General features: G+C 61.7%; 19 protein-coding genes and 1 pseudogene. 12 read left to right on the forward strand and 8 right to left on the reverse strand.

From position 1 onward, the window contains the following. Positions 1-64 precede the first annotated feature (64 nt). The 7 genes from EN991_RS00780 to EN991_RS00810 all read right to left on the reverse strand — a co-directional run bounded on the left by EN991_RS00780 (position 65) and on the right by EN991_RS00810 (position 11,809). Positions 65-1,432, reverse strand: coding sequence for a lipopolysaccharide biosynthesis protein (locus tag EN991_RS00780; protein WP_013533110.1), 1,368 nt, complete (start codon positions 1,430-1,432; stop codon positions 65-67). A 184-nt stretch (positions 1,433-1,616) separates the two neighbouring features. Continuing rightward, positions 1,617-3,875 carry an exopolysaccharide transport family protein gene (locus tag EN991_RS00785; RefSeq protein WP_245460874.1) on the reverse strand — a complete coding sequence of 753 codons (2,259 nt, stop codon included), beginning with the start codon at positions 3,873-3,875 and terminating at the stop codon, positions 1,617-1,619. Then, entirely contained in the window at positions 3,850-5,847 is a 1,998-nt protein-coding gene (gene asnB / locus EN991_RS00790) for an asparagine synthase (glutamine-hydrolyzing) (protein ID WP_127367988.1), read from the reverse strand. The genes EN991_RS00785 and asnB overlap by 26 nt, the downstream gene beginning before the upstream one ends. Beyond that, positions 5,848-7,107: an O-antigen ligase family protein gene (locus EN991_RS00795; protein ID WP_127367989.1), complete on the reverse strand. Its 1,260-nt coding sequence runs from the start codon at positions 7,105-7,107 to the stop codon at positions 5,848-5,850. It lies immediately after the preceding gene. After that, entirely contained in the window at positions 7,104-8,312 is a 1,209-nt protein-coding gene (locus EN991_RS00800) for a glycosyltransferase family 4 protein (protein WP_063167495.1), read from the reverse strand. Before EN991_RS00800 ends, EN991_RS00795 begins: the two co-directional genes overlap by 4 nt. A gap of 416 nt (positions 8,313-8,728) precedes the next feature. After that, the gene (locus EN991_RS00805) at positions 8,729-10,498 is read right to left on the reverse strand and encodes a calcium-binding protein (RefSeq protein WP_027163958.1); all 1,770 of its coding nucleotides are present in this window, start codon (positions 10,496-10,498) and stop codon (positions 8,729-8,731) included. Positions 10,499-10,825: 327 nt separating this feature from the next. Continuing rightward, positions 10,826-11,809, reverse strand: a complete 984-nt coding sequence (locus EN991_RS00810; RefSeq protein ID WP_164753421.1) for an ATP-grasp fold amidoligase family protein — start codon at positions 11,807-11,809, stop codon at positions 10,826-10,828. Between the two features lie 713 nt (positions 11,810-12,522). Here EN991_RS00810 and EN991_RS00815 point away from each other — a divergent pair. Together EN991_RS00815 and EN991_RS00820 are read left to right on the forward strand one after the other, a co-directional pair. Further along, positions 12,523-14,274, forward strand: coding sequence for a type I secretion system permease/ATPase (locus EN991_RS00815; RefSeq protein ID WP_024502439.1), 1,752 nt, complete (start codon positions 12,523-12,525; stop codon positions 14,272-14,274). Beyond that, complete coding sequence (locus EN991_RS00820; protein ID WP_127367990.1) at positions 14,267-15,643, forward strand: HlyD family type I secretion periplasmic adaptor subunit; 1,377 nt, start codon at positions 14,267-14,269, stop codon at positions 15,641-15,643. The genes EN991_RS00815 and EN991_RS00820 overlap by 8 nt, the downstream gene beginning before the upstream one ends. Positions 15,644-15,818: 175 nt before the next feature. On the opposite strand, the pseudogene EN991_RS00825 reads toward EN991_RS00820, so the two are convergent. After that, positions 15,819-16,770 (reverse strand): annotated as a pseudogene (locus EN991_RS00825) (LysR family transcriptional regulator). Positions 16,771-16,863: 93 nt separating this feature from the next. Between EN991_RS00825 and EN991_RS00830 the strand changes: the two are divergent. From EN991_RS00830 to EN991_RS00875, 10 genes are all read left to right on the forward strand, one after another. Next, complete coding sequence (locus EN991_RS00830; protein ID WP_063167498.1) at positions 16,864-17,769, forward strand: dioxygenase; 906 nt, start codon at positions 16,864-16,866, stop codon at positions 17,767-17,769. A 3-nt stretch (positions 17,770-17,772) separates the two neighbouring features. Then, entirely contained in the window at positions 17,773-18,732 is a 960-nt protein-coding gene (locus tag EN991_RS00835; RefSeq protein WP_127367991.1) for a VOC family protein, read from the forward strand. Further along, a complete protein-coding gene (locus EN991_RS00840) occupies positions 18,729-19,388 on the forward strand; it encodes a dienelactone hydrolase family protein (protein ID WP_064995005.1) in 660 nt (219 codons plus the stop codon). Before EN991_RS00835 ends, EN991_RS00840 begins: the two co-directional genes overlap by 4 nt. Continuing rightward, positions 19,385-20,449: a maleylacetate reductase gene (locus tag EN991_RS00845; RefSeq protein ID WP_127367992.1), complete on the forward strand. Its 1,065-nt coding sequence runs from the start codon at positions 19,385-19,387 to the stop codon at positions 20,447-20,449. The genes EN991_RS00840 and EN991_RS00845 overlap by 4 nt, the downstream gene beginning before the upstream one ends. A gap of 27 nt (positions 20,450-20,476) precedes the next feature. Beyond that, positions 20,477-21,751, forward strand: a complete 1,275-nt coding sequence (locus tag EN991_RS00850; protein WP_127367993.1) for an ABC transporter substrate-binding protein — start codon at positions 20,477-20,479, stop codon at positions 21,749-21,751. Between the two features lie 59 nt (positions 21,752-21,810). After that, complete coding sequence (locus EN991_RS00855) at positions 21,811-22,527, forward strand: ABC transporter ATP-binding protein (protein ID WP_127367994.1); 717 nt, start codon at positions 21,811-21,813, stop codon at positions 22,525-22,527. Continuing rightward, positions 22,527-23,228, forward strand: coding sequence for an ABC transporter ATP-binding protein (locus tag EN991_RS00860; protein ID WP_063171519.1), 702 nt, complete (start codon positions 22,527-22,529; stop codon positions 23,226-23,228). Before EN991_RS00855 ends, EN991_RS00860 begins: the two co-directional genes overlap by 1 nt. Before the next feature lie 67 nt (positions 23,229-23,295). Then, positions 23,296-24,159, forward strand: a complete 864-nt coding sequence (locus EN991_RS00865; protein WP_127367995.1) for a branched-chain amino acid ABC transporter permease — start codon at positions 23,296-23,298, stop codon at positions 24,157-24,159. A gap of 10 nt (positions 24,160-24,169) precedes the next feature. Next, on the forward strand, positions 24,170-25,219 hold the full coding sequence (locus EN991_RS00870; protein WP_127367996.1) for a branched-chain amino acid ABC transporter permease: 1,050 nt from the start codon (positions 24,170-24,172) through the stop codon (positions 25,217-25,219). Next, positions 25,219-26,772, forward strand: a 1,554-nt coding sequence (locus tag EN991_RS00875; protein ID WP_127367997.1) for an FAD-dependent monooxygenase, incomplete at its 3' end; no start/stop codon positions are given. The genes EN991_RS00870 and EN991_RS00875, both read left to right, overlap by 1 nt.

Here is a 26,772-nt window from a genome sequence, read left to right on the forward strand (position 1 = left end):
ACATTGGCACGGTCATGCTGGGTGACCGCAACTGCCGCTTGAAGATTGTCAACCGACGACGAATTCATGGTGTTTTTTCCTCGAGACATTCATGTTGGATGCACGTTGCAGCGCCTGCTGGTTGAGGGTCGTGGGTCAACAAATACAGCGATGCTGCCATTTTCAGAGCGAAACCCGACGCGCCGCCGGCGGCCATGAAATAGATGACGGTGACTGGCTGCCAGCCCGCCTGGGCGCCGGCGAGCAACGGGCCAAACACGAGAACTGCTCGTGCGAGGTCGATGACCAGTCTTGTTCCTTGCCGACGTAGCAGAGCGGGAACGTCGCTAAGCGGAGTCGACAACGCTTGTGCCGCGCCCATCAGCGCCAGTGCGGTCATGATTTCCGCGGTGGGCATCCAAGGCTCGCCCAGGAGCGGAACGACCACATAGGGCGCGGCGAGTCCAAGCAGCAATATCGGCACCGCGGTAAAGCCGGCAGCCAGCAGGAGAAGCCCGCGTGCCACGCCAAGCAGGTGTCCACGATTGTTGTTCTGGTTTGCTTCGGCGACAAAAACATTGCTGAGCGGTGAAGCGATCAGCGTCACTGGACCGGTAACCAGGCGCGTTGCCACGCCCAAATATCCGGCAAATGCGGTGCCGAACAGCCCACCGACAAGAACTGCCGGAAGATTGTTGATCGCTATGCTCGCGAGTGTTGCGGGGATATCGAACAGAGGAAATTTGTATTCCCGCCGGGCCTTTTCGAACACCGCACGCCAGGGTGCCCGGGCGATGCCGCGCAAATCCTCCCAGCTCGTCACCCGATAACCGATATACCCGATAAAGACGAACTGGCTCAAAATATGGGCATGGATCATCGCTTCGCCGCCAAGGTTGGCAATGCCGAAAACCAATTGCAGTGCAGCCATGCTCGCCGGCAGGATCAGCCGCCCAAGGGCAAAGTCGCGCAAAAGCCCAGCACGCAGGCTCCAGCAGTTCATGGCTTCGACCAGACCTGCGCCTCCCATTCCGATCGGAATGAGCCAGGCAAGCGAGCCGAGGCGGTTGGGAGCAAGGTTCGACAGCATCTGTCCGGCCGAAAAGGCCAGGACGGTGGTCACGAACACAGCCAAAAGGATAAGCTTGACCGTCACATAGGCCTGGGCGCTCCCCTTAACCCCATAGAGTGACGCCTCGAAGCGCAATGCTGCGACCCCGGCGAGTATGTTCACAATCGACAGATAAATCGTAAAGATGCCGAAATCCGCAGGCGAATAGAGCCGCGCCAAGACCGGAATCGCAGCAAGAAGGGTGAGTTGGCCGACAATTGCCATCGCCGACACTTCACCAGCTGCACGAATGATCGAACCGATCGTGCTCGGCCGAACAGCGATGATGGCTGTGTCGGCCGCGGGAACCATCTTGGGTCTCAGAAGGTCGCTCAGTGCCATCGGTTCGCGCTTCCGAGGGAGGCAAATATCGGGGATTGCCGCAGCCTACGATGCACACCGAACCTTGCCATCATTCACCTGAATGACGCGCTCTGCGGACAGGCTGCACCCTGAATCGTCCGGGCCGCTCCCTGGATGAACCGCCCCCGGATCGTCCGCGGCCCAAGGACGAGCCTGTGCTTGGTCATGCTATCTGCTCGCGCAAGAGGTCGGCGCTATCCTCGAGCCGATATCCAGCATGTTTTTTCAAGTTCACTTGCGTGAGGACGCTGCCGACGGGTACCGCAAGAGAACCGTTGCCCTGAAGGAGTTCCAGCACCCCGCGAGCGAGGGTACGTGGCGTTTTCCTCCATCGGACGGCAAAAAGCACCGCATCAGCCCATCCAGCCAGAAATTTGGCTTCCGGCCGCCCGAGCGCCGACGGCAGGTTTATGATGACGATGCGATAGGTCAAGTGCAGATCCGCCATCACTTTGCCCCCATCCTCGCAGGACAACACCGCCAGCAGATCGTCCGACGGAGCAGCGGTCATCACGTCGATGCCGATTTCATGCAGACTGGCCACGGCGTTTTCCAGGTTGCTGCGATTGCAGACATAGTCAGCGAAGGAATGGCGGCTCTTGCGCTCGCTGAACTGATGCAGGAACTCGAGCGTGAGTTGAACGCCCTTGCGTTCAAGATCGATCAAGAGAACACGGCCGCCCATCCGCGTGCCGGCCAGCGCCAGACTCCATGCGAGCTCGGTCCCCCCATCCTCCGGGACGCTGGAGGTGACAAGCGCCGTGTACGACGAACGAGCCCTCAGCGCATTGGGCGCCGCAGCAATCAGCAACGACGTCACGGCGCGGCTATAGGCGGAGCTGCGCTCGCCCAGGACAAGGGTTCGCAGTCGTTTGGCATGCACCCTGCCTGCTTCGGGAATCTGCCCCATACATGGAACCTTGAGCACCGCTTCCGCCTCGGTCTCACCGCGAAAAGTCCGATCGAAGTGATTGCGCATCGTGACGAAAATCGCGCCCAGTATAGCGAACACAATCATCCCGGGCGGAACAAGGAAGATGGCGGGCAAGGTCTGCGGGATGGTCGGCGGCCATGCCGCCGATAGGATGGAAATTCCAGCCGAGGGAACTCCGATACGCCGCGTCAAATCCTGTTGCCGGCCAAGAAGTTCGTTGTATCGCTGGGTCAGCAAACTGACCTGCGGCTCGAGAACCCGCAACCCGGAAAGCCGGCTGGCGGTGTCGGCCATGACCGCATCCAAAATGGCCTTCCGGCTCTCAAGAGTGGCGATCTGGGCACGGAAAATGTTTGCGTCCGCAGCAATCTTGTCGATGCCTTGTTCGACCTTGCTTTCGGTCAGGTTTCTGAGTTCTTGGTCCGCAGGCGCGCGAGCCTGTCGAGCCGCGAGATCGGCAAGTTCAGGCCCGCCAATGGCTTCGGCCACGGAGACGAAAGAAGCCCCCTGCGCTCGAAGCTCCTGAACATGTCGCAGCCGAGTTTCCACAGCGGCGAGATCTGCGTTTGACATCGACAATTGCTGGCTGAGGTCGGCCCGTTCCCTGGCTGCATTGTCCGCCGAGCCTTGGTCGATGGCTCCGTGGCTCAACCGATATTTCTCAAGGCGGTCGGCCGCTGCCTGCAGATCGTTTTGCAGCCTGGGCAGGCTGGTGGTGATCGCATCGAGTTCTTGCTGGTCGGATGCCTGCCTTCTCCTTATCAGATTGTCGACATAGACCTGAGCGAATGTGTTGGCCACGAGCGCCGCCCGCGCGGGACTGTCATCGGCGAAAGCGACGGAGACTACTCTCGATCGCAGCTCCTGCCCGACCCGCATTCCTTGCCGCAAGGCTCTCAATTCGGAGGCATCCTCGGCTTGTGAATCGCTGATTGTTTTGTCCGCTCCTGGCCACAGTCGGTCCAGTAGACCACCGGCAAGCGAGCGTGTCCTCGGGGGAGGGATGGCAGACGGCTCAAGCCGGGAATTCCCGCTAGCGGAATTGTCCTGTCCGGTTTCAGCCGCACCTGTCTTGCGCAGTGCCGCCATGACGCGGCGCAGATGGTCTTGCGACGATAGCATCGTGATGTGGTCATCTATGCTTGAATCGACGAGGTCCTGCGAAGACGGGGCGCCGACGGGCAGTGAACCGCGCGATGGGGCGTCGATGATAAGCTGAGTAGTTGCTTCGTAGAGAACCGGGCGAAGACTTCCAAGCAACCCCGCCAGCAGCCCGCCCAACACAGCGAAGGCAACAATAGACCATTTTCGCCTTGCCAGAATCACGAAGAGTTGGCGCGACGCGGTGGGCGGCTCGACATATTCGCGCAATGACCGCACGTGCACTCTGCCTTCGAGAACCGGTGCTGGTGGTTGATTGATCCGTGGCAGCTGGATCGGGCTGATTGCGGAACCTACCATTTTATACTCCTGCCAGATCGGGTTCATGAATTGGGCCGGTTTGCTGTGCTTGCCGGTTGGCTTGGCTCCGCCAGGCCTGGAACATCAACGCGGACCACAATTCGCGCGAGCGGTTCTGGCCATCAATGTGATCGCGCCAGCAGGCGTCGATCTTCGCAGCGTCCAATACGTCACTGCTTTCTGCTCGCATGTCGGCGAGAAGATCGCTGGCCCAGTTGCGCAGCGGACCCCGCAGCCATGCTGCGATAGGGACATCGAAGCCCTGTTTCGGACGCTCGATCAGGTGCTGCGGGAGATACCGGCGTAGCAATCGACGAAGGATCCATTTGCCGGCGCCATCACGAACTTTCATGTTGGATGGCAGCCGCCAGGAGAATTCGACAACGCGGTGGTCGAGCAGAGGACACCGGCCCTCAAGGCTGTTGGCCATGGTGGCACGGTCCAGCTTCACCAAGATATCGCCGGGCAAGTATCCCTCCATGTCATCGCACAGAAGACGGGAGAGCAGGTCGTCAAGCGGCGGACCGCCGTAGCCGTAGATTGGTTCGGTGGGCCGCTGACGTCCCAGGTTTTCAGCCTGTGGCCGCGCCAGCCGCTGAAACAATTCGTCTTCATTCGATGCCGTGAGCAGCCGGGCGAGACGTTCCATCCGGTCGCTCCGGATAAAATGCCTCGCGCTCGCAGAGAGTGGCAGTTTGCCGATGACATCGTCGCGTCCGGCGCGTGCGAAAAAACCTGCCCCTGCCGCCAAGGTTCGGCGCAGGTGTCGGGGCAGACGCAGGTGTCGTTTCAACCGCTCCGCCATGAAGTGGCGGCCGTATCCTGCGAAGCATTCGTCACCGCCGTCGCCCGACAGCGCTACGGTGACGTGCTGACGAGCGAGCCTGGCAACGAGCAAGGTCGGTATCTGCGATTCATCGGCGAAGGGTTCATCCCAGACCTGCGGCAACTCGGGAATGACGTCACGTGCGGCGCTGGGCGAGAGGTGAAGTTCGGAGTGGTCGGTACCCAGATGACGGGCAACAGCCGCTGCGTATGGAGCTTCATCAAAGCCGCCCTCTGCGAACGAGATCGTGAAACTGCGAACCGGCTTGCAGGATTGAGCCTGCATCAGGGCGATCACGGCTGAGCTGTCGATCCCGCCCGACAGGAAGCCGCCCAGAGGGACGTCGGCGATCATGCGTTCCCGCACGGCCAGCCGAAGCCGGTTGTCCAGTTCGTCAACCAGATCGTCGTCGGTGCCGGTAGCGGGGTTCCGTCGCCCATCGGCTGCAACGTCAGCCAGTGACCACCAGCGGTGAACGCGTTGCGAAAGACGGTCCGCGCTGCGGTCTTCGGCATAATTCGCCGCGGTGACGGAAAGGACGGAACCAGGCGGCAGTTTGAACACGCCTCGCCAGATACAGAGATGGTCCGGCACCCATCCCGTTGAAAGCATTGCCGCCGCGGCATCAAGATCAAGGTCGGGAGAAAAGCCCGGAAAGGTGTTGATCGCCTTCAGCTCAGAGGCGAAAACCAATGCGTCTCGGGTCGAAGCAACATAGAGGGGCTTTTTGCCCATCCTGTCACGGGCCAGATGCAGGCTTCTTGTCTTCAGATCCCACAATGCGAACACGAACATTCCGGCAAAGCGTGTGAGGGCGGTCTCAAGCCCCCAATGCTCGATTGCGCTGAGCATCACTTCGGTGTCGCTGGCACCTTGAAAGGTTTGGCCCGCACCCTCGAGTTCGCAACGCAAATCGCGAAAATTGTATATCTCACCGTTGAAGGTGATCACGTACCGGCCGCTGGCAGAATGCATCGGCTGGTGCCCGGCGGCTGACAGGTCGACAATTGCCAATCGCCTGTGGCCCAATGCGATTCCAGCCTCGCGATCGGCCCAGAGCCCTTCGCCATCCGGGCCCCGGTGACGCAGCGATGCGGTCATCCGCCCGATCGCTTGGAGCGGCTTTATGTCTGTGGCATCGGAAGCCAATAGAATTCCGGCGATCCCACACATTTAGGGCACCCTGGGCTCGGCAAGTTGCCGCCGAAGTGCGGTCGGATTTCCGGCAACGAGGCAGAAAGCCAGCGAAAACCACACGATCGGATGGCGGATGATCAGGTGAGGCATGCTGAAGATTATCGTCGACGCACCGAGCACCAGCAGCGCGTCGAAGCCCGCTCGCCAGGCAACCGACATTGCGGCTCCCACGATCCAGACCAATGCCATCACCGCAAGCAATCCGCCCTGCAGGTAAAGGTCAAGAACGGTATTATGGGCCTCGAAAGGTCGCTGCAGAAATTGACGGTCGGCGACGGGCGGGCGCTCGAGGTGAGGCCCAGGGCCCAATCCCAGCGACCCGGATTTCAACCCCGTTTCCACCGCGTCCTGCCACAGATAGAGCCGGAGTTCGAACGTTTCGAGTGTCGCTTCCCCACCCTGGTCCTTGGTAAGGCTCTTGGCAAAATGGGCGACGCTGGCCTCTTCGGTGAGCGCGTAGGGCGTCATCGCCAGCGCTAAAGGCAAGGAACCCGCCAACAGCACAATTGCTGACAAGCGGGGCAGGCTGGCGCGACCGCTTGTTGCGATCCATGCACGAAGCCGCAATCCGAGAAAGACGAGGCAGCTCAGGATACTGGTGTAGAGATAGGTGTCGCTCTTCGTCAGCCGGCCGACATAAAAGGTCAGGATCAGGCTGGAGAATGCGAGCAAACGGCGCCATGGGTTACGGGTGGTCGTGGCAAGGTGCAAAGCCAGGGGGCCAAAAAGCGCGCAATAGAGCGCAAGTTGGTTCGGGTTCTCGGACCAGCCACGGAATCTGTCCCAGAACCAGGGGTCGACGCCGGGCTGGTGGGCTACCCCAAATGCCAATCCCAGCTGAATTACGAAGCTTCCATTGGCGATGGCGATCACCCACCAGGCACTGCGGCGAAGGTGACGATCGGCGTCGGGCTCCGCGGCCGCCAGGCATGTGAAGCCGGCCAGCAGCATGTAGGCCATCAGGTCATGTACCAGCCCGGTCAAGTAAAGGACGGTGGTCAGGTAGCCGACGATCGTGCCGATTCCCAAAGCCAGCGACAAGATCAGCCAGAAGCTCGCCAGTTGGACAAAAGCGGGTGTGACCTGGAGACGACCCCCGGCGAATATTCGTCCAATCGCCAGAACGATCCAGATCGCGATGAACAATTCGCCATAGCCGAGCGGCAATCCCGGAACGGCCAGTTGCGTCGCGTAGGACATCGCAACTCCCAGGGCGAGCAAGGCGTCCCGGATCATTGACGTGCTCCGCCCCGGTGATCTGCGAGGCTGCCCTCAAGTGCGACAGCAGGGAGCGGTCGCGGAAGCCCCGCGCGGAGTGTGTTTTCGTACAGGTCGCAGTACTGATCGACCACCAACGGCAGGGCAAATCGCTCCCGCACAAGTTCAGCGGAACGGACGCCCATTGCCTTTGCCCCAGCGCGGTCGGACAGCAAGTCTATTGTTCGCGAGGCAAGGGCATCGGCGTCATGCGGTGCAACCAGGTAGCCATTCCACCCGTCTTCGACGACGTCTCTGCAGCCTGGCATCCTGGAAGCCACGATTGGCAGTCCCGAAAGCCCCGCTTCCAGCAACACACGCGGTACTCCTTCGCGATACTGGGTGGGAAAGGCGAATACATCGGCCATGCCAAGGAGATCAGCGACATCGCGTCGTGGACCCAAGGCCAGCACATGAGATGCGTGCCGGTCGATCTCGGACTTGTCGATTGCGAATGAGCCTTCGGATTCTCGCGGGCCGACAAGCACAAATCGTGCTGCTGGTCTTTCGGCCACGACGCGAGGAACCGCCTCGAGGAGGGTTCCCACACCCTTCTGACGGGTCAAGCGGCCGACAAAGATCACCACTTCGGCGGACTGGAGGCCGAGTTCCCTACGCATCTTCGTTGCCGAGGACCCGAGATGGCGCACCGTTGCGAACGCATCGACATCGATTCCGGAACTGCGTATCAGTCGCGAGCTTCCGCGACCGGTCAGCCGAAAGCGCTCGAAGAACAGTTGGTCATCACGATTTTGGAAAACGGTCGCCGCCGTCCACGAAGACGCGAGCCATTGCAGCGCGCAATAGACCGGACGCAGGGCCAAAGCGCGAGGCGCCAGAGATGAGAACGTCCAGCCCAGCCCGTTGATGGTGCGAATAACCGGAACTGTTCCCCGCATGGAAAGGGGCGTCAACAGATTTGGCTTGGTGTCGAAACTCTGGATGATGTCGGGCCGAAGCTCCCGCATCAATCGGCGCATCGTTCCGAGAGCACGCCATTCCCCGCCGCCAGATGCAAACCGGTCGAAGGAAAACCTGTGATGCGAAATGTCATGCCTTAAAAACGGTACGGGAGAACCGCTCGAGACCGCCGTAACGCGAAAGCCTTTCTCTCGCAGCGCGATGAGGAAGGGAACTCTCAAGGCGTGATCCTCGCCTCCCACGCAGACCAGATGTGGGTTCATCTGCCTCTCCCCAGCGCACACGGCGGGCAATCGAGTAACTGACGCTCTCGATGCTGCCACGGCCCGGTTTCATCACCTATGAGCGCATCCCGCCCGAGTGCACGCTATGGGGAGGCCGGGTTCCTGTCCTCGTCCGTTTGAATGACACCATGATGTTTGGAAAGGGGTAGGACCAGTGAGGCGAGATTCCCTCGCAGTGGGGAGCGCTAATGTCCCTCCTGCCTTGCCGATGCAGTCTCACCGGGACGCCCCCACGGCATTGCCTGAAGTGGGCACGATGAGTGGCTGGAGTAAGGCGTGGCGGACCTGAACTCCGCGGCTCGCTGATGGGCGCGAAGTTCGGACGCTCGGCCCAAACGACTGTCGGCGAGGCCCCAAGACCTCGCCGACCTTTTAAGGCATTCGTCGCTGGAGCGTCAGGTGACCAGGAAAGACGATGCGGTAATCGACAGATGCGGAGAGAGGCTCGCGAAATGGATCTGGTTTGCGCCTCCGACGCCGTCGCTGTCGAAAGAAAGAGCTCCGGTCGAACTGTTGTAGATAATGTGATCGGAACTGTCATGCGCCGCTTTGCCGGCAAAGAAAGCGTCCGACGAGAGGCCCCCCTGATCGAGACCGGCAAAGATGGAATGGTCGAGGTGGATCTTGTCCTGGGCTTTGTTGAAATCAGTGATCGTGTCGACGTTTCCAGAACCAAGGGCGGTACTGAACACGAAGGCATCTCTGCCCCCGTGCCCGGTCAGCGTATCGGCCCCGCCGCCACCGTCGATCTTGTTGTTACCGGCATTGCCGTGAATGGTCTGTCCGAATTCGTTGCCGGTCAGATTGATGGCGGCCTTGCCGGACGTCTTGGTGGTTGCGAGTTGCTCGATGTGCGAGCCAGCCGAAAGAGCGAAGCTCACCGAGGCAAGAACCTTGTCGAGGCCGCTTCCTCTCTGCTCCACCACCTTGTCGTGGGCATTGTCGACGTAATAGGTGTCATTGCCGCCATAGCCGGTCATCTTGTCGGCGCCACCGCCGCCATTGATCTTGTTGGCACCGCCATTTCCATAAATGGCTTGACCGAATTCGTTGCCGGTCAGGTTGATGGACGCCCTGCCACCCGAATTGGCGGTGGAGAGCTGCTCGACATGTGATCCCGCCGTAAGAGCGTAACTCACCGAGGCCGCGACCTTGTCGAAGCCCCCGTTTGGCGCTTCCATGACCTTGTCATGAGCATTGTTGACGAGATATTTGTCATTGCCCCTGGTTGCGTGGAAAACGTCTGCGCCGCGCGTGCCATGGAAGACATGATCGCTGCCCGACGGGGCCGGCGCGGTGGGAGCAGGGGTGCCGACGTGAGTAGGAGGTGTGGTCGGTGTGCCGACCGGATCACTGACCGGGGGCGTGACAGGATCACTAACCGGGGGCGAGACCGGGGCATGGGTGCCCTCGAGATTGTGCTGGAGGAAAAAGGCTTTCAGTTCCGAGGCGCTTTCAAGCGCGGTGTCGCCATTCTGCGTTCCCCATTTATAGGTATAGTCAAAGGCCGGCGACGGAACCAGTGCGGCCCAACGATCAATCATGGCCTGCTCCTGGGCAGCGGTGGGCATGACAAACTTGCCGCCAGCGCTGGTTTCCCAGTTGCCACCACCGAACGCCTGGTAAAGCGGGACGATCTTGTCAATCGGGATGCCTGCTTCACCGGCAGCCGCAACCATCTTGTCGATATGGGTGTAGTCGGGAGCCGAAGTGTTGTTGATGGGGTAATAGCCGATACCGTAGAAATCGATGCCCGTATTCGCCGGATTGTAAGCGGCGTGGGCCGGGTCGTTCGGGTTCATGTAGCTCGGGGAGCCATCCGTGCCCAAGTTCATCATCGTGATGAAGGTCTTGGCGCCGGGAACATGAGAATGAATCCAGTCGGATTCCGCCTTTAGGTTTGCAGCGGTTGCGTAGCTGCCCCACTTGCCTGTCGGATCAGGCTCGTCGCTAAGGTAAAACCCGAACACATTTGGATTACCTATGAAGGGAGTGACTTTATCAATGAAAGACGAAGTTACTCCGTCGTGCTCACCGAGATAAACCAAGCCTTTCATGCCATCCGGCAAGGCATTGACTTGCGAAACGTACTGAACATCAGCCAGATTGAATCCGGCGGTTGCGATCTCGGCGGCTGATCCACCGGACGCGTAGTGGAGTGTCATCCAAAAATCCTTTGGTTGATTCGGTTATGCCCCACGTCTGCTTAGTTGACGGCGCATATTAGGCCCAAATCAAATACGACACCCGCTGGATAGAATCTTTGATCGCCGACAGGATTGCTGCACAGCAGGAGATGTTCCGCTTCGGGTCAACCGAAGTCTTTTAAAACAGTGCCGCAACAACAACATAAGCCCCTCTCATCCGGCTCATTGTTGAGCCGCGTGATTGGGAAATATCCGCCTTTCCCGACCGGGTTATCCCCAACTAGGGGAAAGCCAATTGGGGTGCCTCGGCACATGAACCGAGGCTTGCGCTGACGCCCTCGCGGCTCACCCGCCAACTTGACGGTCGAAAGATCGTGCCGCTTGCGGCGTGAAGCGGCCACCTATCGCTGCTTTAGGAGCACTTTCTGCTTTGATCCTATTTAAAAAATCGATGGCCCAACTCTCGTTTGAAATATGATCCGATCCAGCGCATGGAGAAAAAGTCATCTCTCCAAAATATATGTCACCATTAATGCTGTACAAATCGACCCTGACAAACTCAACATCCCTAGATATCGTTTCCGCGATCTCGATCATTTTTTCGAGATTTTCCGGCCTTTCTACGTTTTCTGGCAGGTCATAACCATACATGACATCAATCTGCTTAAAATCCGGAAGAGAAAAGACAGCCCTTTTATGATCAACAAATCTACCGACGTCGACCTGAAGATAAATTGCCTTGCCGCGAACGCAAAAGAATTTGTAGTCACTTAATTCACCACCAGTAGAAATGTTGTCTTCGACAATTAATTTCTTTTCCATTTTATAATATTGTGTCTCTCGCCCAATATTGAAGTACGACCTCTTAGAGAAATTTAAGAATTCCTCTATGGTTTTCCTATTGAGCGGTTTGTCGAGGAATATAATTTTTCCAGAGGAATGGGTCGGCTTCATCACGAAATGACGTCCGAGGAAAGGCTGGATCCAAAGTAAAATGTCATCTGCCGTCGTATTTCTATCTATCTTGAATACAGAGATCGTCTTTGGGATTTTAAGGCCTGCGATTCCACTAGCTATGTATTTAGCATAATGCTTATCAACGCAAATCTTCTCCAGGTATCCCCATCTATTTCGTATCATTCTGTCAAATATAAAATCATTTATCGTAGCCGATTGACTGGAAACCCGTCTTGGGAACCTGTTGTTCCCGTTAAAGAATCCCGCTGCTGCTATGGGGTAGTTCAGAACGTAGAAATTCGGGGTTATCAAGCTGACCCTATATATCGTTTCCCAGACAGCTCTTCTTAATTTCCGATACTTCTTTTCCACGCAACACCCCACTACGCGGATAACGCACGGCTAACGCGGCGTCCGCTCTGATAACGACGATGGCGAAGGCGCGATCCGCCTCCTTGGGCAGGTTGACAGCCGTCACAGATGGGGCCGGTCGAACCCGTCGGCCAGCGCCCCGAGGTGAACGAGCCCTCCAGTCGCCATCCCTGCGCATGCGTTAAACCACAATACGTCAGGCTCGATCACCGTCCTCCTCCGTTTGAATGACGATCCGGCGTGCCGGCCTGACGGTCGTCAATTTGCCGCCTCTGAAAGTCTGGGAGACTGATGGTCTGCTCGAGTGATTGGTGTATCGGGACGAGATCAAATACAGAATACAGAATGACAAAAGGTTTGATTGATCTAAGTTGTTGCTCCGCATCAGGTATTTTGTGTCAACGACCGTGGCGTCTTTGAAAGTGTGTGGAAGCAAGGACATAAGCCCCTTTTGCGTGTTCCATTCTGGACTGCGTTACTAGCGTGAATTGCCGTTTTTTGGGGGAGTTATCCCCAGCCTGTGCACGCTGCAGGTCGCGTTTCGTTGGTCCTGCGCCACGAATCCGCTGCATTTTCCTCAAAGTCGACGTATGTAAGCAGAGCGTAATAAGGGGGGCGACGGATAGCGGCTGCTATGCGCACCAAGAAAGGTTTGAGCCATCACAATTTACGGAAGTAACGGCGCGGCAGTGTCGCGCGAACGACCGCTGGTCATGAAAACATCGGGGGCCGGTTCTCCCGAGCTGCGTTCCGCCATTCTCGCCTGCATGCCTGGGCTGCTTGGCGTGGCGCTGTTCTCGGCAGTGATAAACATTCTCGCCCTGACCGGTTCGGTCTATATGTTGCAGATCTACGATCGCGTTCTGCCGTCGCAGAGCGTTCCAACCCTGGTGGGGTTCACGATCGGCATGCTGGGCTTGTATGCGGTCTACGGGCTCCTGGATTTCGTGCGGCTTCGCGTGCTGGTCCGCATCGGCAGTCTTCTCTATAGAAATTTGCAGGAAAAGGTGTTCTCCATCTCCCTGTCCTTGCCGCTCAAGGCAGGACGTGATGCGGGCCGCTTGCAGCCTTTGCACGATCTTGACCGACTGCGCGGCTTTCTTTCCGGAACGGGACCGACGGTCATCTTCGACGCTCCGTGGATCCCTTTTTATCTGGTGATCATTTATTTGCTCCATCCTTTGCTCGGCTTGTTGGCAACCGTCGGCGCGATCGCCGTGGTCCTCCTGACGGCAGTTGCGGAAGTCTTTAGCCGTGGTCCGGCCGCGCGCGCCTCCGAAGACTTGTCGTCGCAACGGGCGCTTGCCGACTCCGCCCGGCGCAACGCCGAGGTTGTTCATGCAATGGGGCTTTCTGGTCGACTGGCTCGACGCTGGAGCGACGTCAGCCGCGCATATCTTGGTCAGCAGGAGCGCCTCTCGGATGTCGTCGGTGGCGCCAGTTCCTTCTCGAAGGCGCTTCGCATGGGTCTGCAATCCGGCGTTCTGGGGCTCGGTGCCTACCTGGTCATCGGCGGTGAAGCTTCTCCTGGGGTGATTATCGCATCTTCCATATTGCTCGGCCGGGCCTTGGCCCCAGTTGACGCGGCGATTGCAAACTGGAGAGGTTTTCTATCGACCCGGCGCAGCTATAGCGAGCTGGCAGCTGTCATGGCTGCATTTGGCAGTCAGGACGATCCGATGGAATTGCCTCGTCCACAGGCACGATTTGCCGTCGAGCAACTGACAGTCGCGCCGCCCGGCCTGACAAGACCGACCGTTGTAAATGTAAGTTTCCACCTGTCGAGGGGGGCTGGAATGGCCGTCGTCGGCCCGAGCGGCTCCGGCAAGACGACGCTGGCCCGTTCGTTGGTCGGGGTGTGGAAGCCGCTCCATGGCTCGGTGAGATTGGACGGCGCCTCTCTCGATCAATGGAACTCGGAACATCTCGGCGCCCATATCGGCTACATGCCGCAGGATGTGGAGTTGTTTGACGGCACGGTAGCAGACAACATTTCGAGGTTCCGAGGCAAGACGGATCCAAAAGGCGTCCTTGCGGCGGCAAGAGCCGCCGGCGTCGAGAAAATGATCATGCAACTCCCTCAGGGATTTCAGACCCGCATCGGGGAGGGGGGAGCAGCCCTGTCGGCAGGGCAGAGGCAACTCGTGGGTCTCGCCCGAGCACTTTATGGCGAGCCGTTCCTTGTCGTGCTCGACGAACCGAACTCGAACCTCGACGTGGATGGGGACGCTGCCCTGGCCGGCGCCATACGGGCAGTGCGTCAGCGCGGGGGCATCGTCATTGTCGTTGCGCATCGTCCCTCGGCACTCGCCAACATCGATCAGGTGCTGGTTATGTCGAACGGGACGGTTCATGCCTTTGGCTCGCGCGAGGAGGTCTTGGCGAACGTGCTCCGACCTTCACCGCCTGTTTCACCTCGGCCATCTTCTTTGGCGCCGATACCGGGGGTTGCCGGGCATGCATGAGGCTCTGCTCGAAACATTCGTCACCTTCTCGTCCTATGCTCGGACCCTTCGTGGCAGCAAAGGGCCTGCCGTGAGCTCGCCAGATCTGCCGGACGGTATTCGGGCCAACCTGATATTCGGCTTGGTGATTACAGGTCTGCTGGTCCTTGGCGGCGGCCTGTGGCTGGGATTGACCAAGATCGCCGGCGCCGTGGTTGCACCGGCCACCGTGGTGGTAGAAAGCAACGTCAAGAAGGTCCAGCATCAAACCGGAGGCACAGTGGGCGGAATCTTCGCGCAGGACGGAGATCATGTACGAGCCGGCGACGTGCTGGTCAGGCTGGATGACACGCTGACACGCGCGAACCTGCAAATCATCAGCGAGGATCTCGATCGCGCGACCGTTCGCCTCGCCCGGCTGGAGGCCGAGCGCACGGGCTTGGCGGAAATGCAGCTGCCGGTCGACCTGAAGGCGCGAATGAACCAACCGGAGCTGGCGGCGCTCGTCAACGGCGAACGCGCTCTCTTTGAAACGCGCGCTTCGGCTTTGGCTGGACAGAAGGCGCAGTTGAGAAGCCAATCCCAGCAACTTGAACGTCAGATCGACGGTCTTAAAGCGCAACAGAGCGCGGTGGATGAATCGGTTGCCCTGCTGAGCAAGGATTTCGCCGACGTTGATTCCCTCTACGCCAAAAAACTCGTCTCCAAGGAGAGGGTAAGCAACATCAAGTTGGATGCCACCCGGGCCAGGGGAGAATCGGGGCGCCTCGCTGCAGCAGTAGCTGAAGCCCAGGCGCGCATCAGCGAAACGGGGTTGCAGATGCTGCAGCTGGATGACCAAAGGCGCACCGACGTGACGACCGAACTCCGCGAGACGGAAGCCAAGCAGACCGAACTCAACGAACGGAGGATTGTGGCGCAGGATGAACTGACCAAGACAACGATCCGCGCGCCACAGTCCGGAACGATACAGGAATCGGCTGTCCATACCGTCGGCGGCGTTATCGCGCCTGGCGAGATGCTTATGACCATCGTACCTGATACCGACGATCTTGTGGTGGACGCGCTGATCCCTCCGTCGCGGGTCGACGATGTCCGGCCTGGGCAGCCGGTGTCGATCCGTTTTCCGGCGTTCGACGTGGGAACCACTCCGGTCTGCCAAGGGTCAGTGAAACACATCTCGGCAGATCTGATTAAAGACCCGCAACGTCAGCTTTCCTATTTTTCGGCGCGTATCAAGGTTGAAAGCAAATCAAGCTGCCTGACCGAAGCGAAGGTGCTGAGGCCAGGTATGCCCGCCGAGGTTCATATCCGCACCGACGAACGCAATGTCTGGTCTTATCTGTTGAAACCCTTTGCGGATCAGATGTCCAAAGCGTTTACGCAGTGATGGCGAGGTGGAGGAGGGCGTGACCAATAGGATATCGGGATTTCTGGCGGCCCGACGGCTTTTGGGGGCGGGCGGCCGTCGAGCCTAACCGGCGACGCGGGGATGAAGCGCCTCCGGCTGGAGGAAACATGCGCGTTGTGTGACGCTACCGCATCATTCGAATAGCGAGGCTGGTTTACCGTCCCCAGACAACGGCATTCTCATGCCGTTTGATGATGTGCTTCAGGTTTTCGAAGGCGGTCGTGACGTGGCCGGCGAAGCGCTCTGCCGCCGGTGAGCGTGGTCCGCTGACCCGGCGAAGGATACCGAGTGAGCGGCTGGGCTGCGGGATTTCGTAGGGCAGCACCGTAACCCGGCTCTCCTTGCGCTGCGCGAAGACTACGGAGAATGGCAGCACGGCCAACGCATCGGTTTCGGCAAGGAAGTTGATCACGCTCATCAGCGAGCCTCCCGAATAGCGGATGTTCAGGTCCGACATGCCGATGCTCATCAGGATCATCTGCAGGTCCGACATCAGCGGAGAGCCGGGCAGGGGAGCCACCCAGGGAAAGCTGGTCAGGTCATGCGTCCCTGAGGCGGCGATTTCGCAGCAGGGGATGATCGGGCCGGCAAGCCACGACATTGCGTCCGGGCAGGATTTCGGTGAATTCGAAGCCGGGACCAAGGTCGAGAACGCCGATCGGCACGATGCCGAGGTCGATCTGGTTGCTGTCCAGCGCCGCGACCATCTCGGGCAGGTTCATATAGCTCTGCTGAACGGTGACCTCGGGTTCGAGCTTCTGGAATTCTCCGATCATCCGGCTGATCATCGCGTCCATGAAGAACGGCACGCCGCCGACACGGACGACACCTTTGGTGCCTTTCATGAAGCCCTGCACCGCATCCGACGCCTTGCGCGACGCGGTGATGATCGTGCGGCCCTGCGCCGCCAGCTGGAAGCCGAGCGGCGTCGCCTGCAGCGGCCGGCGGCCCTTGAGGAACAGCGGCTCACCCACCCGCGCCTCCAGCATGGCCAGGGATCGGCTGACCGCCGGCTGGGTCAAGCCCAGCATGGCGGCTCCTTCCGACACGCCGCCGGCATCCAGCACCGCGGCGAGCTGCATGAGGTGGCGCTCGTTCAGCTTCATAGCAAAACGCTATACAAGGGACGTCACATCTCATCAAGCATCGCGTCGGGCCGTGCTATCCCGCTTGGCAAGGGGAAGGGAGGCCCCGGCGGAATGCACGGCCAGCACGACCCGAAGCGGGATGAGTCCCCCAAGGCGATATCGACGCAGGCCGAGGAATTCTCGCGGCGCCTGACGGCAATGGGCCAGTCCCGCTTGGCGGCGGCGGCGCAGGCAGCCGTGGATGGTTTGCACGCGCTGATCGTGGAGTTGCGGCCCTCCGGCGAGGAATTCCGCCAGGCGATCGATTTTCTGACCGAGGTTGGCCACTACGCCGATGCGCGGCGCCAGGAATGGGTGCTGTTCGCCGACGTCCTGGGCGTGTCTTCGCTGATCGAGGATCAGAACAGCCCGCGCCCCGCCGGAGCGACACCAAACACCCTGGCCGGGCCCTTCTACCGGGCCGACGTGCCGGAGATGCCACCCGGCGCGAACATCTCGCGCGATCACAAGGGCGAGCCGCTGGAGGTCGCGGGCCGCATCGTCGCGCTCGACGGCGCGGGGGTCGGCGATGCGACGGTCGAGATCTGGCAGGCCAATGCCGAGGGTCTCTACGAGAACCAGGAACCCGACCGCCAGCCGGAATTCAATCTGCGCGGACGCTTCCGTACCGATCCGCAGGGACGGTTCCGCTTTACGACGGTGAAGCCGAAGGGCTACACGCTGCCGTCGGACGGACCGGTCGGTCAATTGATGTCAGCGCTGGGCCTTGGCCTCGAGCGGCCGGCCCATATCCATTTTCGCGTCTCGGCGGAGGGCTTCGAGACGCTGACGACCCACATCTTCGACCGGTCGGACCCTGCGATCGGCCGGGATGCCATCTTCGGGGTCAAACCCGAACTCATGGCCGAGTTCCGCGCGCTGCCGCCCAATGGAGGAAAACGCAAGCACGCGCTCGACCTCAACCTCGTGCTCTGCCCGCAGCGGCGGAGCGATACCGAAACCTCTGGGAGGAGATGACCGATGGCACGTATCAGCGGCTACCACCATTTGACGCTCTCGACCGACAGCGCTCAGGAAGATTTTGATTTCTATACCAAGGCGCTCGGCCTGCATTCGGTGAAGCGCACCGTCTTGTTCGACGGCGTCATCCCGGTCTACCACCTCTATTACGGCTCGCCCAATAGCGATGCGTCGACGATCATCACCACCTTCCCGTTCCGCAAGCCGGGCGTCTATGGCCGCCGCGGGTCCAATCAGTCGCGCACCATCATGCAGTCGATCCCCAAGGGCGCCGCGGATTTCTGGGTCGACCGGTTGAATGCGCGCGGCATCGAGGCCATCAAGATCACCCGTTTTGGCGCCGACCGTGCGGCTTTCGCACATCCCTGCGGCATCCCGCATGAGCTGGTGGAAAGCGACAGGGATCCCCGCGCGCCCATCACCAACGAGGCGCAGGGCATCGGCAAGGCCCACGGCATCAAGGGAATCTACGGCGCCGTGGTGGCGGTGATGGACCGCACCGCCATGGACGACTTCCTGACCATCGCATTGCCGATGGAGAAAGAGGCCGACGACCACGAGGGGCTCGTGTTCCGCGTGCCGGATGCGGCCGGCGTCGCACAGCGCGTGGAGGTCATTGTCGACCGCGACAGCCCGCAGGGCACCTGGACTCTGGCGGGAGGCACGATCCACCACCTCGCCCTCAACACCGGCGACGAAGAGAACCAGTTGAAGCTGCGCGCTCATATCGAGGGCCTCGGCTTCACGGACATATCGGAGCAGAAGGACCGCAACTACTTCAAGTCCTGTTATGTCCGCTCGCCCGGCGGCGCGCTGTTCGAAATTGCCTGGACCACGCCGGAAGGTTGGGCCAAGGACGAGCCTCCGGGCCAGATCGGCAAGACGCTGGTCTTCCCGCCTTGGTTCAAGGACCGCGAGAGCGAATTGCAGGCCGGCCTGGAACAGGCGGATTTCGCGTGAGTTCAGGCAGCGGTCCGCTCCGGCTTGGGCCAAGAGGCCCCGAGGCTAAGGCGATTTGCGTCTTCGTCCACGGCCGCGGCCAATCGCCCGAAGAGATGCAGTCCCATGTGCTGTCGCGGCTTTCCGCGTCGGCCGTGGCCTTCATCCTGCCGCGCGCGCCGCACGGCATGTGGTGGGAGGCGCGTGCCGTCGACCCGTTGACGCCGGTCGCCCGCGCACAGCTCTCTGACGCGCTCGACCACCTTGCGGCCGCAATGGTTGCGGCGCGTGCCGAACTGCCCGGACTGCCGCTGCTTCTCGCGGGCTTCTCGCAAGGGGCGTGTCTCTCGATCGAATATCTCTGTGCGGGGCTGCCGCCGCCGGACGCTTTGGCGGCCTTCACGGGCTGCCGTGTCGGCGTTCCGGCGGACGAAAGATCCGAGGCGGCGCCGGCCGGAATGCCGATCTATCTTTCCGGTGGTGATGCCGATCCCTGGATACCGGTCTCGGCGTTTGCCGATGCCGCGCAATCGCTGGGCCGGATTGGCGCGAGCCTGCGGGCCGATCTGTTCCCGGGCCGCGGCCATGAGGTCTCGGACGCCGAGATTGCCATGCTGGGCACTATCCTCGACGACCTCGCGGCCGGGCGTGGCCCGCGCATGGAGGCGGCGCGATGATGGACAGCTTCACCTTTCCGGGCCTGACGACACGGGTGGTCTTCGGTGCCGGCACCATGGCTCGCGTCGAGGACGAAGTCCGGCGGCTCGGCCATGAAAAGGTGATGGTGCTTTCGACGCCGCATCAGAAGGGCGATGCGGAAAGGCTGGCCGCAAGCCTTGGTGGCCTCGCCGCCGGGATTTTTGCCGGCGCGGTCATGCATACCCCTGTCGAGGTCACGGAAAAGGCCATCGATACCTTCCGCCGCAGCGGCGCTTCGGTGGTCGTAAGCCTCGGCGGCGGCTCGACCACCGGGCTCGGCAAGGCCATTGCCGTGCGCACGGGCGCCGACCAGGTGGTCGTTCCCACCACATATGCCGGCTCGGAAATGACCGACATACTCGGCGAGACGGCAGCCGGCGAGAAGACCACCCGCCGCTCGCCGGACATTCGCCCAGAGACGGTGATCTACGACGTCGATCTGACACTGAGCCTGCCGGTAAATCTCACCGTAACCTCGGCGATGAACGCGATCGCTCATGCGATGGAAGCCTTGTATGCCCCCGACCGCAATCCGGTCATCGTGCTGATGTGCAAGGATGCCATGGTTGCCTTCCGGGAAGGCATTCCAAGATTGATCGGCAATCCGCAGGATCGCGCGGCGCGGACGCAGGCGCTCTATGCGGCGTGGTGCTGCTCGACCGCGTTAGGCTATGTCTCGATGGCACTGCACCACAAGCTGGCGCATGTCTTCGGCGGCTCGTTCGACACGCCGCACGCCGAAACCCACGCCATCCTGCTGCCCTACACGACCGCCTTCAACGAAGCGGCGGTGCCCGATCTGCTGCGCCCGATCGCTGAGGCATTCGGTGGTGGTTCGGCGGGCGGTGGGCTCTGGGATTTCGCACAGTCGGTCGGCTCTCCGCTGAGCCTGAAGGCGATCGGCATCGAGGAGGCCGATCTCGACCGCGCGGCGGCAATCGCGGTGAAGAATGCCTATGCGAATCCAAGGCCGATTGATCCGGGATCGATAAGGGAACTCCTTCAGGCGGCGTGGGAGGGACGCCGTCCGGGGGACTGAGAACAAAACGAAAGGGAGGAACCAAACATGATCACAAGACGCAGCCTACTGAAAGCCTCGGCGGCGACAGGCCTGGCGCTCGCCGGTTCGCGTCTGGCGACGCCGGCCATCGCGCAAGGCGCCAAGATCCGCCTGGGCTATGTTTCGCCGCAGACGGGGCCGCTCGCCGGCTTCGCGGAAAGCGATGACTACAACATCAAGGCCTTCCTCGCTTCCGACGCGGGCAAGAACTTCGAGGTCATCGTCAAGGACAGCCAGTCGAACCCCAATCGCGCGGCCGAGGTGGCCAAGAGCCTGATCGTCGATGACGAGATCAACCTGATGCTCGTCGGCTCGACGCCCGAGAACACCAATCCGGTGGCCACCACCTGCGAGGCGGAGGGCGTGCCGGTGATCTCGACGATGGCGCCGTGGCAGCCCTGGTTCATCGGCCAGCAGGGCAGTCCGGCCGATCCGTCCTCGTGGAAGCCTTTCAACTTTGCCTATCATTATTTCTGGGGTCTCGAAGACATCATCGCCGTCTACACCGGTATGTGGAAGCAGCTTTCCACCAACGGCAAGGTGGGCGGGCTGTTCCCGAACGATGCCGACGGCAATGCCTGGGGTGATCCGAAGAACGGCTTGAAGCCGGGCCTCGATGCCGCCGGTTTCAGCCTTGCCGATCCCGGCCGCTATCAGAACCTGTCGGACGATTTCACTGCGCAGGTCAACGCCTTCAAGGCAGCCAATGCCGAGATCGTCACCGGTGTGGTCATTCCGCCGGACTTCACCACCTTCTGGAACCAGGCCCGCCAGCAGGGCTTCAAGCCCAAGGCGATAACGGTGGCCAAAGCGATCCTCTTTCCGCAATCGGTCGAGACGCTGGGCGATGCTGGCCACAACCTCTCATCCGAGGTCTGGTGGTCGGCCTCGCATCCGTTCAAATCGTCCGTGACGGGCGAGAGCTCGGCGGAAATCGCGGCGGATTTCACCGCCAAGACCGGGCGTCCCTGGACGCAGCCGATCGGTTTTGTCCATTCGCTGTTCGAGGTGGCGGCCAATGTCATGGGGCGCGTTTCGGATCCGACCAATGCCGAGGCGATCGCGGCGGCCATAGCCGCCACCGACATGACGACGGTGGTGGGGAAAGTGGCATGGAGCGGTGCGGGACTGCCGCCTTTCGCCGCGAAGAACGTCTGCAAGACGCCGCTCGTTGGCGGCCAGTGGCGGAAGAAGGCCGGTGGCGGGTTCGATCTGGTGATCGTCGAGAACGCCGGCGCTACCGAGATTCCCACCGCTGGCAAGATGGAAGCCCTGGCCTGACGCTGCCGGGGGCGGCTGATACCGCCGCCCTCGTTCGGCGCGACCCAAGGATGACTGTGATGATACTCAGGCTGGAAAACGTTTCGAAGTCCTTCGGCGCCCTGAAGGTTGCGGATTCCGTGACCGTCAGCGTGCCGCGCGGCGAAGCGCTGGGCATTATAGGCCCGAACGGCGCGGGAAAATCGACGCTCTTCAACCTGATCACCGGAAACTTGTTTGCAAATGAGGGCCGCATCGAATTCCTCGGCCGCGACGTGACCCGCGCTCCGGCCATGGAGCGGGTGCGCATGGGCGTCGGCCGCAGCTTCCAGATTCCGCAGCCTTTCGAGGGGCTGACCGTGTTCGAGAATCTCTTGACCGCCGCCGCCTTCGGCCGCGGCGGACGCGAGGCCGAGATGGTCGAGGATTGCGCTGGTATCCTCGAGGCGACGGAGCTCCTCAGGAAAGCCAATTTCGTGGCCGGCTCGTTGAGCCTTCTCGACCGCAAGCGCCTGGAACTCGCCCGCGCCCTGGCGACAGGCCCCGCGCTTCTGCTTCTGGACGAGATCGCGGGCGGGCTGACGGAGCGCGAATGCAAGGCCCTGGTCGCGACGATCAGAGCCATCCACGCGAGGGGAACCACCATCATCTGGATCGAGCATGTGCTGCATGCCCTGAATTCGGTGGTCGAGCGGCTCCTCGTGCTGGATTTCGGGCGCGTGATCGGGATCGGCGCGCCTGATGAGATCATGGCCTCGAAGGCGGTTCGCGAAATCTATCTGGGGCTCGAGGTCTGATGCTGGAAACGCGCGGCCTCACCGCGAATTACGGCCAGTTCCGGGCACTGTTCGGTGTGGATATCACCGTGGCCGCGGGCGAATGCGTGGCGATCATCGGCGCCAACGGCGCCGGCAAATCCACGCTGATGCGCTCGATCACCGGAGTGATCGGCAACGCGCCCGGCATGGTGCTGCACAGGGGCGAGCCGATCGGCGCGCTGTCTTCGGCCGAGATCATGAAGCGCGGCATCGCCATGGTGCCGGAGGGGCGCCGGCTGTTCCCTTCGCTGACCGTCGAGGAAAACCTGCTGGTCGGCGGGCAGGCGCGTAAGGTGCAGGGGCCGTGGAGCCTCGACGCGGTCTATGACCTTTTCCCGATCCTGGGCGAGCGGCGCAAGAGCCCCGGTACCGCGCTCTCGGGTGGCCAGCAGCAGATGGTGGCGATCGGCCGGGCGCTGATGTCGAACCCCGAATTGCTGCTTTGCGACGAGATCAGCCTTGGCCTCGCGCCCGTCGTCATCCGCGATATCTACGCAGCACTTCCCAGGATCCGCCAAGGCGGCGCCGCGATCGTGCTGGTGGAGCAGGATATCGGCAAGGCGCTGGCAGTGGCCGACCGCGTCTACTGCATGATGGAGGGTCGCGTCACGCTGGCCGCCAGGGCGGCCGAGGTCACGCGCGAAGATATCCACTCTGCCTATTTCGGAGTGGCGGCATGACGCGGGAACCAAGGCTCGGTCGTCTGCTCGCACAGCACCCTTGTGGCCTGATCGAGGTGGCGCGGCGATGATCTGGCTGGACACCCTCGTGCAGGGGATTCTGCTGGGCGGGCTCTATGCCCTGTTTGCAGCAGGGTTGAGCCTCGTCTTCGGCATCATGCGGCTGGTGAACCTAGCCCATGGCGACCTCATCATTCTTGCCGCCTATCTGGTTTTGATGGGCGTCACGCTGCTCGGCTTGTCGCCCTGGATCGCTGCCCTGATTGCCATGCCGGTGATGTTCGGGCTCGGCTGGCTGCTGCAGGCCGCCGTCCTGAACCGCATGCTGGGCAAGGACATCCTGCCGCCGCTTCTGGTCACGTTCGGCCTGTCGGTCGCCTTGCAGAACGGCCTGCTCGAGGCCTTCTCCGCCGACAGCCGCCGCATTCCGGTGGGCGCGTTGGAAGGGGCATCGCTCGATCTAGGGCTGGTCACGGTTGGGATCATGCCGTTGATGACCTTTGCCTCGGCGATCGTGACGATCATTGCGCTCAACGCGCTCTTTTACCACACCGCCCTCGGCCGTGCCTTCCGCGCCACCTCGGACGACGCCGTGACGGCGGGGCTGATGGGGATAGAGCCGAAGCGGATTTTCGCGATCGCCACCGGGATCGCCATGGTCGTGGTGACGCTGGCGGCGCTCTATCTCGGCATGCGCGCGAACTTCGATCCTTCGATCGGACCGGCGCGGCTGATCTATGCCTTCGAGGCGGTGATCATCGGCGGCCTCGGCAGCCTGTGGGGAACGCTTGCCGGCGGGATCATCATCGGCGTGGCGCAGACGTTTGGCGCCGCGCTCAATCCGGAATGGCAGATACTGGCCGGCCACATCGCCTTCCTGGCCGTGATGCTGCTCAGGCCGCGCGGACTTTTTCCGCGCGCAGTGGATTGAGGGGGGCGGCATGTATCGACTGACAACCCGCACCCGCGCCGGAACCGTGACCGCGATCATTGTGCCGCTCTTCCTCGTCGCCGCGCTCGCGCTGCCTGCCGTGGCCTCGCGTGGTGTCATACAGGATCTGTTCTTCATCCTCACCATGCTGACGCTGGCGCAGATCTGGAACCTGCTGGCGGGCTATGGCGGCCTGGTCTCGGTGGGCCAGCAGGCTTTCGTCGGCATCGGCGCCTACGCGATGTTCGCCGGCGTGATCCTGCTCGGCTGGAATCCGGTCCTGGCGATCCCGCTGGGCGCCCTTGCGGCACTGGTGCTGGCGGTTCCGACGGCCTTTTTCGCGTTCCGCTTGCAGGGCGCGTATTTCGCCATCGGCACCTGGGTGATCGCCGAAGTGACGCGCCTGCTGGTTGCGCAGTGGAAGGCACTTGGCGGCGGCACCGGCACGTCGCTGCCGCGCGAGGCGACGAGCAGCATCCTGGGCACCGATGCGGTCCGGGCGCTGTTCGGCGTCCGCGAGGCCGCGGCACGCGATGTCATGGCCTACTGGCTGGCTTTGGCGCTGGTCGTGGCCGTGACGGGCGGCATCTACTGGCTGCTGCGCAGCCGCCTCGGGCTGGCGCTGGCGGCCGTGCGCGACAATGTCGACGCGGCGCAATCGGTGGGCGTCGATACCGCCCGGCTCAGATGGGCGGTCTTTCTGATCGCCGCGGCTGCCACCGGGCTGACCGGCGCGCTGATTTTCCTGCAGACGGCCCGCATCTCGCCGAGCGCGGCCTTTGCCGTCACCGACTGGACCGCCAACGTCATCTTTATTGTCGTCATCGGCGGCATCGGCACCATCGAGGGGCCGATCCTCGGTGTGCTGGTCTTCTTTGCGCTGCGCTCGGCGCTGGCCGACTACGGCAGTTGGTACTTGATGACGCTCGGCCTCATCGCCGTTGTCGTGATGCTTTTTGCGCCAAAGGGGCTCTGGGGCCTGATCGCGTCCCGCAATGGCCTGCACCTGTTTCCGGTCCGCCGCAGGCTGACCGGTCCGAAGATCGAGGGAGGAATTTGATGGCGGATATCGAAACCGACGTGCTGATCGTCGGCACTGGCCCGGCCGGCTCGGCCACCGCCGCGCTGCTGTCGAGCTACGGCGTGGCCAACATGATCGTCAATCGCTATCGCTGGTTGTCGAACACGCCGCGTGCCCACATCACCAACCAGCGCACCATGGAAGTGCTGCGGGACCTCGGTCCGGATGTCGAGGCAGAGGCCATGATGCACGCCTCGCCGCAGGAACTGATGGGCGAGAACGTGTTCTGCGAAAGCCTGGCCGGCGAGGAGATCGGCCGCATGAAGAGCTGGGGTACAGCGCCGCTCTCCAAGGCCGAACATCTGCTGTCGTCTCCCTGTTTCATGAACGATCTGCCCCAGACCTTCATGGAGCCGATCCTGTTCAAGTCGGCCTGCGCCCGCGGGACGCAGGCACGCATGAGCACGGAATATGTCGGCCATGTCCAGGATGCGGACGGCGTGACCACGACCTGCCGCGATCGGCTGTCGGGTAAGGATTTCACCGTGCGGTCGAAGTTCCTCGTCGGCGCCGACGGCGGCAACTCGCTGGTGGCCGAGCATCTGGGCCTGCCGCTCGACGGTAAGATGGGCGTCGGCGGCTCGATGAACATCCTGTTCAGGGCCGATCTGTCGAAATACGTCGCGCACCGGCCGAGCGTCCTCTACTGGGTCATGCAGCCCGGCGCCGACGTCGGCGGCATCGGCATGGGTCTGGTTCGCATGGTGCGGCCGTGGGACGAGTGGCTGATCGTCTGGGGCTACGACATCAACCAGCCGCCGCCGGAGGTAACGCCGGAACTGGCCACCGAGGTCGCGCGTCAATTGGTCGGAGATCCCGCGCTCGAGATCAAGCTCCTGGGCGCCAACACCTGGACGGTGAACAACTGCTTCGCCACGCACATGCAGAAGGGGCGGGTGTTCATCATGGGCGACGCCGCGCACCGGCATCCGCCCTCGAACGGGCTCGGCTCGAACACATCGATCCAGGATGGGTTCAATCTCGCCTGGAAGCTTGCCAAGGTCGTCAAGGGGCAGGCGGGCATCGGGCTTCTGGATAGCTACTCTGCCGAGCGCGCACCGATCGCGCGCCAGATCGTGACGCGGGCGAACCAGTCCATTGCCGAATTCGGACCGATCTTCGAGGCGCTCGGCATGGATGGCGGCGTCGATCACGACAAGATCCAGAGGAACATGGAGGCCCGCGCCGACGCGACGCCCGCGGCCGAAGCGCAGCGCGAGGCGCTCCGCAAGGCTATCGCCTTCAAGAAGTACGAGTTCGACGCCCATGGCGTCGAGATGAACCAGCGCTATGCGTCCGGCGCGGTGGTGACCGACGGCCAGCGCGAGCCGGCATTCGAGAAGGATCGCGAGCTGCACTATGCGCCAACGACGTGGCCGGGCGCGCGCTTGCCGCATGTCTGGGTGTTCGAGCGCTCGGGCAGGAAGGTCTCGACGCTCGATCTTTGCGGGCATGGCGAGTTCACGCTTTTGACCGGTATTGGCGGCGAGGCGCGGGTCGCCGCGGCGGAGACGGTGGGCGCGGAGCTCGGT

This window comes from Mesorhizobium sp. M7A.F.Ca.US.005.03.2.1 (assembly GCF_003997795.1).
Lineage (GTDB): Bacteria > Pseudomonadota > Alphaproteobacteria > Rhizobiales > Rhizobiaceae > Mesorhizobium > Mesorhizobium ciceri.